The sequence below is a fragment of the Kitasatospora sp. NPDC101447 genome (assembly GCF_044767225.1).
Taxonomy (GTDB): Bacteria; Actinomycetota; Actinomycetes; order Streptomycetales; family Streptomycetaceae; genus Kitasatospora.
Genome location: NZ_JBIWNL010000030.1, coordinates 46,182 through 62,417, shown reverse-complemented (window position 1 = coordinate 62,417; position 16,236 = coordinate 46,182). Strand labels below are relative to the sequence as shown.

General features: G+C 74.3%; 13 protein-coding genes. 7 read left to right on the top strand and 6 right to left on the bottom strand.

Translation table 11 applies throughout. The features are described from left to right. Positions 1-20 precede the first annotated feature (20 nt). A complete protein-coding gene (locus tag ACIRST_RS31495) occupies positions 21-995 on the bottom strand; it encodes a LysR family transcriptional regulator (protein ID WP_350521894.1) in 975 nt (324 codons plus the stop codon). 270 nt (positions 996-1,265) lie between these two features. Between ACIRST_RS31495 and snpA (ACIRST_RS31490) the strand changes: the two genes are divergently transcribed. The 4 genes from snpA (ACIRST_RS31490) to ACIRST_RS31475 all read left to right on the top strand — a co-directional run bounded on the left by snpA (ACIRST_RS31490) (position 1,266) and on the right by ACIRST_RS31475 (position 5,990). Continuing rightward, entirely contained in the window at positions 1,266-1,928 is a 663-nt protein-coding gene (gene snpA / locus ACIRST_RS31490) for a snapalysin (RefSeq protein WP_402806337.1), read from the top strand. Between the two features lie 302 nt (positions 1,929-2,230). Then, positions 2,231-2,854, top strand: a complete 624-nt coding sequence (gene snpA, locus ACIRST_RS31485; RefSeq protein WP_350521896.1) for a snapalysin — start codon at positions 2,231-2,233, stop codon at positions 2,852-2,854. A 182-nt stretch (positions 2,855-3,036) separates the two neighbouring features. Then, positions 3,037-3,696 (top strand): pentapeptide repeat-containing protein, encoded by a 660-nt coding sequence (locus ACIRST_RS31480; RefSeq protein ID WP_350521897.1) that lies wholly within the window; start codon positions 3,037-3,039, stop codon positions 3,694-3,696. Positions 3,697-3,908: 212 nt separating this feature from the next. Beyond that, positions 3,909-5,990, top strand: a complete 2,082-nt coding sequence (locus ACIRST_RS31475; protein ID WP_402806333.1) for a phosphocholine-specific phospholipase C — start codon at positions 3,909-3,911, stop codon at positions 5,988-5,990. 63 nt (positions 5,991-6,053) lie between these two features. On the opposite strand, the gene ACIRST_RS31470 is transcribed toward ACIRST_RS31475, so the two are convergent. Both ACIRST_RS31470 and ACIRST_RS31465 read right to left on the bottom strand, forming a co-directional pair. Next, complete coding sequence (locus ACIRST_RS31470) at positions 6,054-6,698, bottom strand: dihydrofolate reductase family protein (RefSeq protein WP_350521899.1); 645 nt, start codon at positions 6,696-6,698, stop codon at positions 6,054-6,056. A gap of 122 nt (positions 6,699-6,820) precedes the next feature. Beyond that, complete coding sequence (locus ACIRST_RS31465; protein WP_350521900.1) at positions 6,821-7,627, bottom strand: phosphoribosyl-dephospho-CoA transferase MdcG domain-containing protein; 807 nt, start codon at positions 7,625-7,627, stop codon at positions 6,821-6,823. Between the two features lie 194 nt (positions 7,628-7,821). Between ACIRST_RS31465 and ACIRST_RS31460 the strand changes: the two genes are divergently transcribed. Then, positions 7,822-8,052, top strand: coding sequence for a hypothetical protein (locus ACIRST_RS31460; protein WP_350521901.1), 231 nt, complete (start codon positions 7,822-7,824; stop codon positions 8,050-8,052). An 82-nt stretch (positions 8,053-8,134) separates the two neighbouring features. On the opposite strand, the gene ACIRST_RS31455 is transcribed toward ACIRST_RS31460, so the two are convergent. Next, positions 8,135-11,344, bottom strand: coding sequence for a S41 family peptidase (locus ACIRST_RS31455; RefSeq protein WP_402806330.1), 3,210 nt, complete (start codon positions 11,342-11,344; stop codon positions 8,135-8,137). A 213-nt stretch (positions 11,345-11,557) separates the two neighbouring features. On the opposite strand from ACIRST_RS31455, the gene ACIRST_RS31450 reads away from it, so the two are divergent. Next, entirely contained in the window at positions 11,558-13,201 is a 1,644-nt protein-coding gene (locus ACIRST_RS31450) for a chitinase (protein ID WP_402806327.1), read from the top strand. A gap of 86 nt (positions 13,202-13,287) precedes the next feature. Further along, positions 13,288-14,475 (top strand): MFS transporter, encoded by a 1,188-nt coding sequence (locus tag ACIRST_RS31445; protein WP_402806324.1) that lies wholly within the window; start codon positions 13,288-13,290, stop codon positions 14,473-14,475. A gap of 74 nt (positions 14,476-14,549) precedes the next feature. On the opposite strand, the gene ACIRST_RS31440 is transcribed toward ACIRST_RS31445, so the two are convergent. Together ACIRST_RS31440 and ACIRST_RS31435 are read right to left on the bottom strand one after the other, a co-directional pair. Further along, positions 14,550-15,185, bottom strand: a complete 636-nt coding sequence (locus ACIRST_RS31440) for a DJ-1/PfpI family protein (RefSeq protein WP_350521905.1) — start codon at positions 15,183-15,185, stop codon at positions 14,550-14,552. Next, entirely contained in the window at positions 15,185-16,156 is a 972-nt protein-coding gene (locus ACIRST_RS31435) for a GlxA family transcriptional regulator (RefSeq protein ID WP_402806321.1), read from the bottom strand. Before ACIRST_RS31435 ends, ACIRST_RS31440 begins: the two co-directional genes overlap by 1 nt. Positions 16,157-16,236 lie beyond the last annotated feature (80 nt).

Here is a 16,236-nt window from a genome sequence, read left to right as displayed (position 1 = left end):
GGCTCCGCCGCGGGCGTGTCCTAGCTCCGCCCCAGCAGGACGGGTTCGTGCCGCGACAGCCAGGCCAGGTAGGCCGGGTTGACCTTGGCCAGGTCCAGGTAGGCGGCGCGCAGTTCGCCGTACAGCGCGTCCAGCGCGGGCGGGCTGAGCGCGCGCGGACGCCAGGTGAACAGCAGCCGGACGGCCAACGGGTCCCCGTGCACCGGGCGGACGACCGTGCCGGGCCCCGGTGGGGAGGTCGGCTGACAGGGGCGGACGGCCTCGCCGGAGGCGACCAGCTCGGCGGCGGTGGCGTTGTCCCGCACCTGCAGCACACGGGGGTTGAGCCCGGCCCCGCTGAACACCCGGCGCATCGCCGCGTACTCGTGGTCGGCGGTCGGGTCGACCATCCAGGTGTCCTCGGCGAGGTCGGTGAGGCGGACGACCTGGCGGGCCGCGGCCGGGTGCCCCGCGGCGAGCTCGACGTACTGCGGCTCGCGCGCCATCAGCACCCGCTGCTCGGCGTCCGGCGGCACCCGCAGCGGGAAGCCCTCGCTCTCGTGCACGAAGGCCACGTCCAGCTGGTCGGCGGCGACCATCCGCAGCAGCGCGCTGGCCGAGACGTCGACGTGGATCGTGGTGTCGGTGTCCGGCAGCCGCTCGTGCACCCGGCGCAGCCAGGCCGCGACCGCGCGGCTGCCGACGCTGCCGATGCGCAGTCGCCGGTGCCGGCCGGACCCCGTCGCGTCGCGGGCCTCCTGGCGGGCGGCGGCCACCAGCGCGGCCATCTCGGTGATCACCGGCCTGGCCCGGGAGAGCACCGAGTGGCCGAGCGGGGTGGGCCTGCTGCCGGTCTGCTCGCGGGTGAACAGGGTTCCGCCGATGGCCCGTTCGATGCGGTGCAGCTGGGTGGTGAGGGAGGGCTGGGTCATGCCGAGCTGGAGCGCGGCCTTGCGGAGGCTGCCGCTGTCGGCGATCGCGCACAGCACCCGGAGGTGTCTCACGTCGAGCTCCACGTTCCGGAGCATAGACGCCTCCGCGCCAGATCGCCAAGGACATGACAGGCAGTCAAAGGTGCCTCGACGGAACGTGTGACGGGGCCCTGCCGGTATGCGGCGGTGCTATCGCCGGTTGACATCATCCGCGCCGGGCCCGGGCTGTCCGAAGCTCGGGGGCAGCAAGCCGCCGCGGCCACCGGCCCCGGCGGTCCCCCACCGCGCGCCGCCGCCGTGCCCGGCCCCCACCGGTCCCGGCGGGGCGGCGCGCCGCGAACCCGGAGCCCCCACATGAACCGATCCGTGCTGTCCGCCGCCCTGGGCCTCGCCCTCGCGGCCGGCCTCGCGACCCTGCCCGCCACCGCCGCCGTCGCCGCGCCGGCCGCACCCGCTGCCCCGGCCGTCCAGGGCTACACCCCGGCCACGTACGCCGGTTCGGCCGCGGAGGCCGCGAACAACCGGGCCTTCTTCCGGGCCGTGGTGGCCTCGGTCGAGGCCAAGCGGGCCGCGAACCCCTGGCTGCGGACCGTCACCGTCACCTACGACACCGCCAATGCGCCCTCCTTCGCCGACCAGATAGCCGGCGCCGCACGGATCTGGAACGGCTCGGTGCGCAACGTGCAGCTCCAGGAGACCGGCGGCAACGGCGACTTCTCCTACTACGAGGGCAGCGACAGCCGGGGCTCCTACGCCAGCACCGACGGCCACGGCCACGGCTACGTCTTCCTCGACTACCAGCAGAACCAGGAGTACGACTCGCTGCGGGTGACCGCCCACGAGACCGGGCACGTGCTCGGCCTGCCCGACGACTACTCCGGCCCGTGCAGCGAGCTGATGTCGGGCGGTGGCCCCGGCCCGTCCTGCACCAACCCCTACCCCGACGGCAACGAGCGCAGCCAGGTCGACGACCTCTGGGCGAACGGTCTTGCGGCGGCGAACAAGGCGGCCCGGTAGGGGAGTTCGGGCGCGGCGGGCCGCTCGGCCGGAATCAAGCGGCCCGCCGCTCCGGGTACTTCCCCGCCTCGGAGCCTAGCCGCCACCGGAACGGAATGCCAGGGGCACGGTTGGGTCAAGACGAGGGAAAGACGGCTCAAATCGGCCGTGCCCCAGGGGTATTGCACCGAGCTATCGCGGGTTGACATCATCCGCGCGCCCGCCGGGCTGTCCGAAGCTCTGGGGACATCACCCGTTGACCAGGTGTCCCCCAGGGCCGGCCCCCAACCGGCCACGACACCACAGGAACCGGAGACCCCCACATGAAGCGATCCGTGCTGTCCGCCACCCTCGGCCTGGCCCTCGCGGCCGGCCTCGCCGTGCTGCCCGCCACCGCCGCGGCCGCCGCCCCGGCCGCCCCGGCCACGCAGGGCTACACCGCCTCGACGTACGCCGGTTCGGCCGCCGAGGCCGCGGACAACCAGGCCTTCTTCCAGGCCGTGATGGCCTCCGCGAAGGCCAAGCAGGCCGCCAACCCGGGCCTGGCGACCGTCGTGGTGACCTACGACGCCAGCTCGGCCCCGTCCTTCCGCAACCAGATATCCCAGGCCGCGCAGATCTGGAACAGCTCGGTCAGCAACGTCCAGCTGCGGTCCGGCTCGGCCGCCGACTTCCGCTACTACGAGGGCAACGACAGCCGGGGCTCCTACGCCAGCACCGACGGGCACGGGCGCGGCTACGTCTTCCTCGACTACCAGCAGAACCGGCAGTACAACTCCGTGCGGGTGACCGCCCACGAGACCGGGCACGTGCTCGGCCTGCCGGACCACTACTCCGGCCCGTGCAGCGAGCTGATGTCGGGCGGCGGCCCCGGCACCTCCTGCACCAACCCCTACCCGAACAGCACCGAGCGCAGCCGCGTCAACTCCCTCTGGGCGCGCGGCTGATCCACCGGACACCCCCGGGCCGGCCGCACACCGCTGCGGCCGGCCCGGGGCGTCGCGCGTCCCGCTGCCGCCGCTGCCACTGACGGCGGCGGTGGCCGCGGTGGCGTGTGGCGGCGGGACTGTCGGTGCCGCGTGCGAGCATGCGGGCGAGACCCCTCCGCCCCCGATCGCAAGGTGCCGCCATGACCCGCTCCGTCCCCGACCGGCTCGACGACCTCCCGTACGCCGAACTGCTGCGCCCGCACACCGGGCCGCTGCGCAGCGACGAGCGGTACGACACCGTGCACTTCGACGGCGGCGAGCACACCGACGAGTCGGTCGCCGGGGCGGCCTTCCTGGAATGCGCCTTCACCGGCGTCGCGCTCAGCGGGGTCAAGCTGCGCCAGGCCCGGTTCAACGAGGTCTGGGTGCAGGCCGGCCGCTGGGTGGCCTGCGACCTCAGCGACTCCGAGTGGCAGGACAGCTCGTTCGTCGGCGGCGTGCTGGCCGGGGTCGCGGGGTACGGTTCGGCGCTGCGCCGGGTGGTCTTCCGAGGCTGCAAGCTGGAGGCGGTCAACCTGCGGTCGGCCGTGCTGCGGGACGTCGTCTTCGAGGACTGCCTGCTGCGCGACGTGGACTTCGGCGAGGCGAAGCTGACCTCGGTGTCCTTCCCCGGCTCGACGTTGGAGGAGGTCCGGCTGCGCGGGGCGACGCTGAGCAAGACCGACCTGCGCGGGGCCGTCCGGCTCGGGCTGGCCGACGGGCACCAGGGGCTGCGCGGCGCGGTGATCAGCTCCACCCAGCTGCTGGAGCTGGCGCCGCAGTTCGCCCAGGCGCTGGGGATCGACGTCAAGGACCGCTGACCACCCCGGTTCCTCCGCACCGACTCGGCTCCCCGTTCGTCCGGGCGTCGCTCGGTGACGCCGGGACGAACGCCGGTGACCCTTCGACGAACAGTCCGCCAACCCTGGTGCACGCATCTGGTGGCCCGCTTCCCGCGCGGTGGAGACTTCTCCGCGATCGATGAGCCCGACTTGTGTACACAACATCGCCAGTGAAGGGACGGGCTGGGCTGATGGCCGAGCTGAGTCGTAGGAAGTTCGTCACGCTGTCCGGGGCGGCCGCGGCCGGTCTCGCCGTGGCGGGTACCGGCGCCGCGGGCGCCGCCCCGGGTGCCGCGGGCAGCGCCCCCGCCTCCGCCGCCGCGCTCGCCGCGACCGGCACCATCACCGACGCGCAGCACGTGGTGATCCTGATGCAGGAGAACCGCAGCTTCGACCACTACTTCGGCACGCTGCGCGGGGTGCGCGGCTTCGCCGACCGCAGCGCGATCCAGATCGCCGGCGGCTACAGCGTCTTCAACCAGCCCAACGGCCTGCTCTCCCGCCAGTACCCGTGGCAGTTCAGCCAGACCAAGCCGGCCGGCGGCGCCGACCCCGAGCGCCTCGCCCAGTGCAACGGCGACCTCAGCCACGGCTGGAGCGACCAGCACAAGGCGTGGAACGGCGGCAAGATGGACTCCTGGGTCGCCGCCAAGGGCAACGTCCGCACGCTCGGCTTCCTGACCCGCCAGGACATCCCGTTCCACTACGCCCTGGCCGAGAACTGGACCGTCTGCGACGCGTACCACTGCTCGGTGCTCAGCGCGACCGGCCCCAACCGCACCTACCACTGGTCCGGCCAGATCGACCCGTCCGGCGCCGCGGGCGGCCCGGCCTACGACGGCGGCGACGAGAAGGGCCTGCGCTGGCAGACCTACGCCGAGGCCCTCGAAGCCGCCGGGGTGAGCTGGAAGGTCTACCAGAACGCCGCCGACAACTACGGCGACAACGCGTTGGCCTACTTCAGCCAGTTCTCCGGCGCCCCGGCCGGCAGCGCCCTCGCGACCAAGGGCATGGGCTCGGTGCCCAAGGTCACCGGGAAGACCCCGGACGACATCGCCGCCGCGATCAAGGCCGACGTGCTGGCCGGCACCCTGCCGCAGGTCTCCTGGATCGTCCCCGACCAGGCCTCCTCCGAGCACCCGTACGCCACCCCGGCCGACGGCGCGCACTTCGTCCACATGGTGATCGACGCGCTCAACGCGGACCCGAACGTCTCCGACTCCACCATCCTGTTCATCAACTACGACGAGAACGACGGCTTCTTCGACCACGTCCCGCCGCCGGTCGCCCCGTCCGGCACCCCGGGCGAGTTCTACAGCGGCACCAACATCGGCCTCGGCTTCCGCGTCCCGCTGATCGCGATCTCGCCCTGGACCCGCGGCGGCTGGGTCAACTCCGAGACCTTCGACCACACCTCGGTGCTGCGCTTCCTGGAGGTCTGGACGGCCGCCCTCGGCACTCCGGCGAACTGCGTCAACATCAGCGACTGGCGCCGCCGCGTCTGCGGCGACCTCACGAGCGTGTTCGACTTCGCCAACCCGGTGTACGGCCTGCCGGCGCTGCCCGACACCTCGCAGACCATCGGCCTGTCCGCCTGCGGCCCGCTGCCCAACCCGGCCCCGGTGAACAACCAGCTGCCGCTGCAGGAGTCCGGCACCCGCCCGGCCCGCGCCCTGCCGTACCAGCCGAACGCCAACCTGGACCACCTGGAGTTCGGCTCGGGCGGGGTGATGAAGGTCTGGATCGCGATGGAGAACACCGGCACCGCGGCGTCCAAGTCCGCGCACTTCGCCGCGTACGCCAACGCCTACCGCAGCGGCGGCCCCTGGCAGTACACGGTGGACCCGGGCGGCCGGACCAGCGACTTCTTCAACTGCGGCACCAACTTCGGCGGCGGCCCCTACGACCTCACGGTGGTCGGCCCCAACCGCTTCCTGCGCCGCTTCAAGGGCGACGCCACCAAGGCGGGCAAGAACGCGGCGGTCACCGCCTCGTACGCGGTCGAACCGGGCACCGGCAAGCTCGCGGTCTACTTCAAGCTGGCCAACAGCGGCAGCACGCCGATGACCTTCACCATCGCCCCCAACAACTACCGGACGGACGGCCCCTGGACGTACCAGGTCCCGGCCGGCGGCAACGTCAGCGACTACTTCAACGCCGTCGCCTACACCAACGGCTGGTACGACTTCACCGTCACGGTGGACGCCGACGCCAGTTGGTCGCAGCGCTTCACCGGCCACCTGGAGACCGGCGCGGCCAGCATCAGCGGCTGACGGGCGCTCCCCGCGCACGGCACACGGGCCCCACCACCCGCCGTCGGGTGGTGGGGCCCCGCGTCACCTCCGCCAGAACAGGTGGTGCGTGACGCCGCTCGGGCTGGGCACCACCTCCAGGTGGAACCGGTCGAGCAGCTCGTCGGGGGACTCCCAGAGCTTCAGGCCGGACCCGAGCTCCACCGGTGAGACCGCCACGTGCAGGGTGTCGACGAGGTCGGCCGCGAGGAACTGCCGGATCGTGGTGACGCCGCCGCCGAGCCGGACGTCCTTGCCCCCCGCCGCCGCCCGCGCCCGTTCGAGGACCGCGGCCGGGTCGCCGTCGACGAAGTGGAACGCGGTGTCGGAGAGCGTGATCGACGGCCGCCCGTGGTGGGTCATGACGAACACCGGAGTGCGGAACGGGGGCTCGTCGCCCCACCAGCCGCGCCACTCGTGGTCCTGCCAGGGCCCGCGCTGCGGCCCGAACTTGTTGCGGCCCATGATCTCGGCACCGATGCCGCGTGCGAAGTCCCGGGTGAAGTAGTCGTCGAGGCCCCGGCTCCCCCCGGGATCCGTGCGCATCGGCCAGCTCGCGGTGGCTCCGGCCCAGGCGAACAGCCTCTCGGGGTGGTCGAGGCCGAACGGCTGCTCCAGGCTCTGATGCTCACCGGCGCCGATGCCGTCACGGGAGACGTTGAAGTTCATCACTCTGAGCAGTTGGTCCACGGGTGTCCTCGCCAGGTCCGGTCGCGTCCTCGTGCGGCGGGGCGCCGCACGCCGTGTCGTCGGAGCGGACGCGGCCGTCTTGACACCGGGCCGCGACTTTTTTCCGGCTCTTCCGGAGCGGGTCAGGCGTACGGGCCCCGGGGGAACCACGGGTCGTGGACCTCCCGGGGCCCGTACGGCGTCAGCAGGGTGAGGGTGTGCACGCCCGCCGCGTACTCGGCCAGCTGCACCGATCCGTGCCGGGTCTCCAGCTCGGCCTGCACGGGCACCGGCAGCTTGGTGAGCGCCCGCCGCAGCTGCAGCGCGTCGCGCCGGCTGATCGGCTGCGGGGAGCGCAGCACCAGCCGGAGCGGGCTCAACGGGCCGGACACCGGCACCCCGCTGCCCAGTTCGTAGCCGACCGCGCCGATCGGGCCCCAGGGCATCCGGTGGTCCGCCACCAGCCGGCCGACCTCCGGCAGCAGCGCCAGCGCCGGGATCCCGGTGAGCCGTTCGGGGGACAGCCGCTCGCGCCGCTCGGCCAGCTGCTCGGGCCGCAGCGTCCGGGCCACTGCCGCCCAGGGCGCCAGTGCGTCCAGCCGCTGCCCGTGGCGCGGGCCGCGCACGGTGACCGGGAACCAGAGTTCGGGCGCGGCCTCGGGGTCCCGGGTGCAGCGCTGCGGGTGCGGCAGGTCCGCCGGGTCGCCGACCACGGCCGGTGCCCGGCCGACCGTCACCCAGGGGTGCGCCCGCAGCACCGCGCGCGCCCAGTCCGGCAGTTCGCCGCCCGCGAGGGGCCGCAGCGAGCTGGGGCACTGCATCAGCAACAGGTCGTGCGCGCCGGGCAGTCGCCCGTCCAGCGCGGCCAGCGGGCCGACCCGCCGGCGCGGTCCGTCGTGCGGGTCCTCGGCGGGGCGCCGGGCGTGGCTTCCGGAATGTACGACGGTCACAGCGGGCTCCAGACGGTGGCGTCAGTTCGGCCGACGGCTCCACCCTCCGCCCGGCGCGCACCGCCCCGCTACGGCCGTTGGGCGCGTTCACCAGGGACCAAGGGCTCAACCGGGGCCCGAGGTGCGTCGGCCCGGTCACGGTGTGAGAGTGGGGGCAGCCCGGTAGTCCGACGTTCCCCTCCGGAGGAGGAGTCATGGGCATCTTCGACAGGTTGTTCCACCGGCCGCCGCACCACGAGGCCACCGGCGAGGGCGCCGCCCAGCGGGCCGCCCTCGCCCACGACGAGGCCGCGGACGCGTTCGGTGACGACGTCGAGCGGAGCAGGGACACGCAGGAGCGGATGGCCCAGGAACGGATCTCCCAGGAGGAGGCCGACCGGCGCGCCGCCGAGAACATGACGGCCGAAGGCGACCCCTGGGACTGAGACCGCCCGCCGGTCACCGCCCCCGCCGGTCACTGCCCCCGCCGGCCACCGCCCACGTGCCAAGCACTGCCGCCCCCGCTGGTCACCGCTCCCGCGGTGGCAGCGGCGGGCGCCGCAGGTCCGGCCGGGCCGTGGACTCCGGCGGGGGCACCGCTGCGGGCGCGTCCTCCAGCAGGTCCAGGGCCAGCTGGACGGCGGTGACCAGCTCGGGGTGGCGCCCCCGGGCCCAGTCCCGCGGGGTGCGCAGCACGTGCACGTCCGGTTCGACGCCGCGGTTCTCCACCGACCAGCCGAGGCCGCCGTCGAACCAGGAGGCGTTCTTCGGCACCGAGATCTGCGTGCCGTCGCCGAGGGTGTGCCGCCCGGACATCCCGACCACGCCGCCCCAGGTGCGGTTGCCGATCACCGGGCCGAGCCCGAGCAGCTTGATCGCCGCGATGATGACGTCCCCGTCCGAGCTGGTCGCCTCGTCCGCGAGGGCCACCAGCGGGCCGCGCAGGGCGTGCCGCGGCCACCGGACCGGTTGACGGTCCCGGGTGAAGTCCCAGGCCAGGACGTGTCGGGTGAGCTTCTCCAGGACCAGTTCGGAGACGTTGCCGCCGGCGTTGCCGCGGACGTCCAGCACCAGCGCGGGCTTGTCCAGTTCGCGCCGCAGGTCCCGGTTGAACTGCGCCCAGCCGGAGCCGCCGAGGTCCGGGATGTGCAGGTAGCCGCACCGCCCGTCGCTGAACTCCCGTACCAGGGAACGGCGTTTGGCCACCCAGTCCTGGTAGCGGATGGGCCGTTCGTCGGTCAGCGGGGTGACCGCGATCCGCCGCACCGGGCCGTCCGGGCCGCTGCGCAGTGCCAGTTCCACGGTGGTGCCGCCGGTGCCGGCCAGCAGCGGGAGCGGTCCGCGTACCGGGTCCAGCGGGCGTCCGCCGATCGAGAGCAGTTCGTCGCCGTCGCGCACGCCCTGGGCGGCCAGTGGGGCGCGGGCGCGCGGGTCGGAGGACTCGCCGGGCAGCACTCGGTCGACCAGCCAGCGCCCGTCGGGGGTGCGGTGGGCGTTGGCGCCGAGCAGGCCGAGCGGCTGCTGGCCGAGCGAGGGCCCCTCGGCGCGCCTCGACGGGGTGACGTAGGCGTGCGAGGTGCCCAGTTCGCCGAGGAGTTCGCGCAGCAGGTCGGCGAAGTCGTCGGGTGAGCAGACGCGGTCCAGCAGCGGCTCGTACTGGGCGACCAGCGCGGGCCAGTCCAGGCCGGACATCCGCTCGTCCCAGAACTGGTCCCGGACGATCCGGGCGGCCTCGTGGTAGGCCTGGCGCCATTCGGCGGCCGGGTGCACGGTGTGGGTGATCCGGCGCAGGTCGACGGCGGTGCCGGCGGAGGGGGCGGTGACCGGGATGACCCGCAGCGTTCCGGCCGAGTAGACGGCGATCGAGCCGCCGTCGCCGGAGACCGCGTAGCCGTCGAGCTTGTCCGCCAACGTGCTGCGGCTGCCCCGGGCCAGGTCGAAGTACTCCAGCGAGGGGCGGCCCGAGGTGTCCTCCGGGCTGGCGAAGGTCTGCCCGAGGGTGCCGGCGATCGGCCAGCGCAGCCAGACCACGCCGCCCCGCACCGCGTCGGTGGCCGAGTACTTGGAGGCGATCACCGGGAACTGCAGCAGCCGGTCGCCGATGCCCGCGGGCTCGACCCGGACGGTGCCGTCGCCGCCGCCGTCCCCGCGCGGGGCGCCGTCCTCGACCGGTGCCGAGAACGGCGAGGGCGTGTCGGCGGTGAGCGGGACGAGGTACGGGCGGCAGCCGACCGGGAAGGAGAGGTCGCCGGTGTGCACGTCGTGGACCGGGTCGAAGCCGCGCCAGGAGAGGAAGGCCAGGTAGCGGCCGTCCCGGGTGAACACCGGCTGCTCGTCCTCGAAGCGGCCGTCGGTGACCTCGGTGACGGGGGCGGGCGCCTCGGTGCGGGTGAGCCGGATCCGGCGCAGCGAGCGCCCGGCGACCGGTTGGGACCAGGTGATCCAGTGCGAGTCGGGGGAGAAGCGAGCGCTGGAGACCGGGCCGTACTCGGAGGCGGCCAGCTCGCGCACCTCGCCGTCGGCGGCGGAGACCAGCAGCAGCCGCCCGTCCGAGGCGACGGCGGCGAGGCGGCTGCCGTCGGGGGAGGCGGTGAGCTCCAGGACGCGGCCGAGCCGGCCGGAGGCGAGGATCCGGTGGCGGTGCTTCTCCGCGCCCTCGTGCCCGGGCAGCGGCATCACCTCGATCGCGTCGGCGCCCTTCGCGTCGGTGACCCAGGCCGCCTCGCCGGTGTGCCCGAGCACCACCGGCAGCCGGGTCCGCACCCCCGGGGTGTCGGCGAGTGCGCGGGCCGGGCCGTCCTTGTGGGTGAGCCAGTACTGGCTGCCGCGCACGGTGATCACCCCGGCCCGGCCGGTCTGGTCGCAGGCGAGGTCCTTGACCTGGGAGGCGGCGCCGACCTGGTACGGGCGGCGGCCGGCCCGGGCGCCGCCGAGCGGGACGTGCAGCCGGCGCGGGGCGGGGGCGTCCAGGTCGTCCAGCAGCCAGAGGTCGCCGGCGTGCTGGTAGACGATGCGGGTGCCGTCGGTGGCGGCCTCGCGGGCGTAGTAGGAGGCGTGGTCGGTGTGCCGGCGCAGGTCGGTGCCGTCCGGGCGGCAGGAGTAGAGGTTGCCGATGCCCTCGTGGTCGGAGAGGAAGGCCACCCGCCCGGCGACCGGCATCGGGGCGGCGAGGTGCCCGGTGTGGGCGGGCAGGATCTGCTCGCCGTCCGCCCAGAGCCGGCCGACGGCTCCGCCCCGGTAGCGCTTCCAGGCGGCCGGGTCGTGCGGGGCGGCGCCGGTGAGCAGGACGGTCCGCTCGCGGCTCATCTGGGCGTCGCCGACCGGGCCCCAGGGCATCCGGCGGCCGGGGGAGCCGTCCGGCGGCAGGGCGTGGGCCCAGGTGTAGTGCCCGAAGGGCTCGTGGAAGGAGGTGACGGCGAGCACCTCGCCGTCCGGCAGCCAGCCGCGCACGCGGGTGTCCTGGCTGCCCCAGAAGCTGAGCCGGCGGGCCTCGCCGCCGTCGACGGGTGCGGTCCACACCTCGGGGGTGAGACTCAGCCAGCTGGTCCAGGCGAGGGTGGTGCCGGCGGGGGAGAAGCGGGGGTGGCTGACCCGGGTGCGGTCGCAGGTGACCCGCCAGGCCCGGCCGGTGACGGCGCCGTCGGTGTCCAGCGGGGCGATCCAGACGTCGTCCTCGGCGGTGAAGGTGAGCAGGCCGCCGTGCAGGTGGGGGTGGCGGAGGTAGCTGGGCGGGGTCACCCCTCCATCCTTCGACGGGGTGTCACACCCGGCAACCGGAAGGGGACCGGGGAAGGCGTCGGGACCGGTCTGGACCATTGACAGGGCATCGGCGGATCCACTTCAGTGGTCTAGTCCAACTAGGGTGCCAGGCCGGGCCGCTCCCCCCACTGGCGCGTGCTCCGGCGTGCCCTCGGACGTCCCCCACGACCGCGCCATCGCAGGAGCACCCGCATGCGCAGAACCCTGAGAAACGGCCTCGCCGCCGGCACCGCCTCCGCCGTCGCCGCAGCCACCCTGGTCGGCGTCACCCTGGGCCTGGCGCCCACCGCCTCGGCCGGCGAGTTCCTGGTCAACGGCGGTTTCGAGTCCGGCTCGCTCGGCCCCTGGAGCTGCTCCGGCGGCACCGGCAGCGTCGTCTCCGGCCCGGTGCACGGCGGCAGCCGCGCGCTCGCCGGCGCGGCCACGGCCGGCGACACCGCCCAGTGCAGCCAGACCGTCACCGTCACCCCCGGCACCACCTACACGCTCAGCGCGTACGTCAACGGCTCGTACGTCTACCTGGGCGTCGACGGCGGCGGCCCCAGCACCTGGACGCCCGGCACCGGCGGCTCGTACCAGAAGCTCAGCCTCAGCTTCACCGCCGGTGCCACCCAGACCAGCGCCACCGTCTACACCCACGGCTGGTACGGCCAGGGCACCTACTACGCGGACGACGTGTCGCTCGACGGCCCGGGCGCCCCCAGCCCGACGCCGACGCCGACCCCGACCGCCTCGCCGACCGCGACCGCCTCGCCGACCGCGACGCCGACGGGCACGCCGACCGGTACCCCTACGGGCACGCCGACCGGCCCGCCCGCCGGCAGCCACGCCCTGGTCGGCTACCTGCACGCCGGCTTCGCCAACGGTGCCGGCTACACCCGGATGGCGGACGTCCCGAACTCCTGGGACTTCATCGACCTCTCCTTCGGCGAGCCCACCTCCGTCACCTCCGGCGACATCCGGTTCAACCGCTGCCCGGTCACCGAGTGCCCGACCGTCGAGTCCGACGCCGACTTCAAGGCCGCCATCGCCGCCAAGCGCGCCCAGGGCAAGAAGGTGCTGATCTCGATCGGCGGCCAGAACGGCCAGGTCCAGCTGACCACCGCCGCCGCCCGGGACACCTTCGTCAGCTCGGTCTCGGCGATCATCGACAAGTGGGGCCTGGACGGCCTGGACATCGACTTCGAGGGCCACTCGCTCTCCCTCAACACCGGCGACACCGACTTCAGGAACCCGACCACCCCGGTCATCGTCAACCTGATCTCCGCGCTGAGGACCCTGAAGGCCAAGTACGGCCCCGGCTTCGTGCTGACCATGGCGCCGGAGACCTTCTTCGTCCAACTCGGCTACCAGTACTACGGATCCGGGCCCTGGGGCGGCCAGGACCCGCGGGCCGGGGCGTACCTGCCGGTCATCCACGCGCTGCGCGACGACCTCACCCTGCTGCACGTCCAGGACTACAACTCGGGCTCCGTCATGGGTCTGGACAACCAGTACCACTCCATGGGCGGCGCCGACTTCCACGTCGCGATGACCGACATGCTGCTCAAGGGCTTCCCGGTGGCGGGCAACGCGAACAACGTGTTCCCGCCGCTGCCCGCCTCGAAGGTCGCCATCGGCATGCCGGCCACCACCAACGCGGGCAACGGCTACGTCGCCCCCGCCGAGGTGGACAAGGCGCTGGACTGCCTCACCAGGCTCGCCAACTGCGGCCCGTACGTGCCGCGTTCGGGTGCCCAGCCGAACCTGCGCGGGCTGATGACCTGGTCGATCAACTGGGACCGGTTCGGCGGCGGGGAGTTCTCCAGGAACTTCGACGGCTACTTCGGCCGCTGACCCGAGGGCCACGGTCGGCCGCTGACCCGAGGGCCGCGGGACCGTGCTTGAACCTGACACCCGTGTGAGGTTCGAGCATGGTCCCCATGGCGACCACACAGCTCCCGGCTCCCGCACCCCACCGGCCCTTCCCGCTCCCCTCCCTGCTCGCCCTGGCCACCGCCGTCTTCGTCACCGCGCTCACCGAGACCCTGCCCGCCGGGGTGCTGCCCGGCATGGGGGAGTCCCTCGGCGTCGGCGAGTCGGCGGCCGGGCAGACCGTCACCGTGTACGCGATCGGCTCCGCCGTCACCGCGATCCCGCTGACCGCGGCCACCGCCGGCTCCGGCCGCAAGCGGCTGCTGCTCACCGCGATGGGCGGCTTCGCCCTGGCCAACACGGTGACCGCGGTCTCCGGCAGCTACCCGCTCACCCTGGCCGCCCGCTTCCTCGCGGGCGTCGCGGCCGGCCTCGCCTGGGCGGTGCTGGCCGGGTACGCCCGCCGGCTGGTGCCGGTCGGGCAGCAGGGCCGGGCGATGGCCGTCGCGATGGCGGGTGTGCCGGTGGCGCTGTCGCTCGGAGTGCCGATCGGCACCTTCGTCGGCCGGATATCCGCCTGGTGGGTGCCGTTCCTGGCCATGACGGCACTGGCGGTGGGCGTGGTCGGCTGGATCGCGGCGCTGCTGCCCGACCAGCCCGGACAGCCGGACGGTGAGCGTGCGCCCGTCCGTCGCGCGCTCACCGTGCCCGGCGTGGCGCCGGTGCTCACCGTCACGGTGCTCTTCGTGCTCGCGCACACCGTCCTGTTCACCTACATCGCGCCCCTCCTCGACCGGGCCGGCCTCGGCGGCGCCACCGGCACCGTGCTGCTGGTCTTCGGGCTGGCCTCGCTGGCGAGCATCTGGCTCACCGGTGCCCACATCCACCGCCGGCTGCGGCAGTTGACGATCGGCGGCGCGCTGCTGGTCGCGGTGACGGCGGGCGTCCTCGCGGTGCGGTCCGGCAGCGCGCCGGCGGTTTACCTCGCGGCGCTGCTCTGGGGCCTGGGCTGGGGCGGCGCCCCGACCCTGCTGCAGACCGCCCTCGGTGACGCGGGCGGGGAGCACGCGGACGCCGCCCAGTCCGTGCTGGTGACCCTCTGGAACGTCGCGATGGCGGCCGGCGGGGTGATCGGCGGCGTCGTCCTGGGCGCACTCGGCACCGCCGCCCTGCCCTGGACGGTCCTCGCGCTGATGCTCCCCGTCCTCGCCGTGGTCGTCGGCGCCCGCCGCCACGCCTTCCCGCCGGTCCGGTAGGCCCCCGGCGGCGCCCCACAGACGCGGGTTCGAGGACGGACCCCAGCGAGGACGGACCCCAGCGAGGACGGACCCTAACGGAGCAGCAGCCGGTTCGACAGCAGCTCGGCCACCAGCTCGGGCGGGGCCGAGGCCGTCGAGCCCATCGCGTACGGCGGCTGCGGGTCGTACTCGATGACCAGCTGGATCGCCTCCGCCGCCCGGTCGCCGGCCAGCCGGCCGGTCAGGGTCAGTGCCAGGTCGATCCCGGCGGAGACGCCGGCCGCGGTCGCGTACTTGCCGTCGACCACGACCCGCTCCGTCCCGGTCGGCTCCGCACCGAAGCGCGGCAGCTGGTCCAGGCAGCACCAGTGCGAGGTGGCCCGGCGCCCCTCCAGCAGCCCGGCGGCGGCCAGGATCAGCGAGCCCGAGCAGACCGAGGTGGTCCAGGTGGTGGTCGCGTCCACGGCGCGCACCCACTCCAGCACGGCGGGGTCGGTCAGCCGGGCCTCGGTTCCGGGCCCGCCGGGCACGAGCAGCACGTCGGCCGAGTCCACCTCGTCCAGTGCGGCGTCGGCGGTGAGCGCCAGGCTCTGCATGTCGGTGCGCACCGGCCCGCGCCGGGCGGCGGTGAACACCACCTCGGAGCCGGGGATCCGGGACAGCACCTCGTACGGGCCGACCGCGTCCAGCGCGGTGAAGTCGTCGTACAGCAGGATGGCGGTGCGCATCAGTGTCCTCCGTGGTGACTCGGGTGGAAGCGGCGTCGGTACTCGGCGGGCGGGGCGGCCAGCACCCGGACGAAGGCGCGCCGCATCGCCTCCGGGGTGCCGTAGCCGCAGCGGCGGGCGATCTCCTCGATGCCGTCGTCGGTGTCCTCCAGCCGGCGCCGGGCGGCCTCCAGCCGGACGCCGTCCACGTACCGGCCCGGGGTCACCCCGACCTCGGCGGTGAAGGCGCGGGCGAAGTGCCGCGGCGACAGCGCCGAGCGGCGGGCCAGCGCCTCGACCGACAGGTCGGCCTCCGGGTGCTCGGCGATCCAGCGCTGGACCTCGCGCAGCGGCTGCCGGGCCGCCACCTGGGCGGCCAGCTGGGTACTGAACTGGGCCTGGTTGCCCGGGCGGCGCAGGAAGACCACCAGGTGACGGGCGATCAGCAGCGCCGTCTCCCGCCCGAGGTCCTCCTCGACCAGGGCGAGCGCCAGGTCGATCCCGGCGGTGACGCCGGCCGAGGTGGCGATGCGCCCGTCCCGGACGTGGATCGGGTCCGGGTCCACCTCGACGTCCGGGAAGCGCCGGGCGAGTTCCTCGCAGTACGCCCAGTGCGTGGTCGCCCGGCGCCCGGCCAGCAGTCCGGCCTCGGCGAGCAGGAAGGCCCCGGTGCACACCGACACCACCCGTTCGGCCCGTCCGGCCAGCTCCCGGATCCGCGCCACCAGTGCGCCGTCCGGGTGCTCGGCGCCCGTCCCGCCGGGGACCAGCAGGGTGTGCACCGGCCCGACCTCGGCGAGGTCCGCGTCCGGCAGCAGCCGTAGCCCGCCGGTGCTGCGCACCGGCTGCCCGCCCGGCGAGGCGGTGAGCACCCGGTACGCCCCCGGCTGCCCGGAGGCGGCGCCGGCGCCCGTGAACACCTCCACGGGGCCGGTCACGTCGAGGCTCTGCACGCCCTCGTAGAGGAGGACCAGCACGCTGCGCGCTCTCATGCGGCCAGCCTGTCAGCGGGCCGTGGTGGCAGCAATGACCTGATTCCCACCTTTCCTGCCACCGCTCCCGGGCGGCCCGC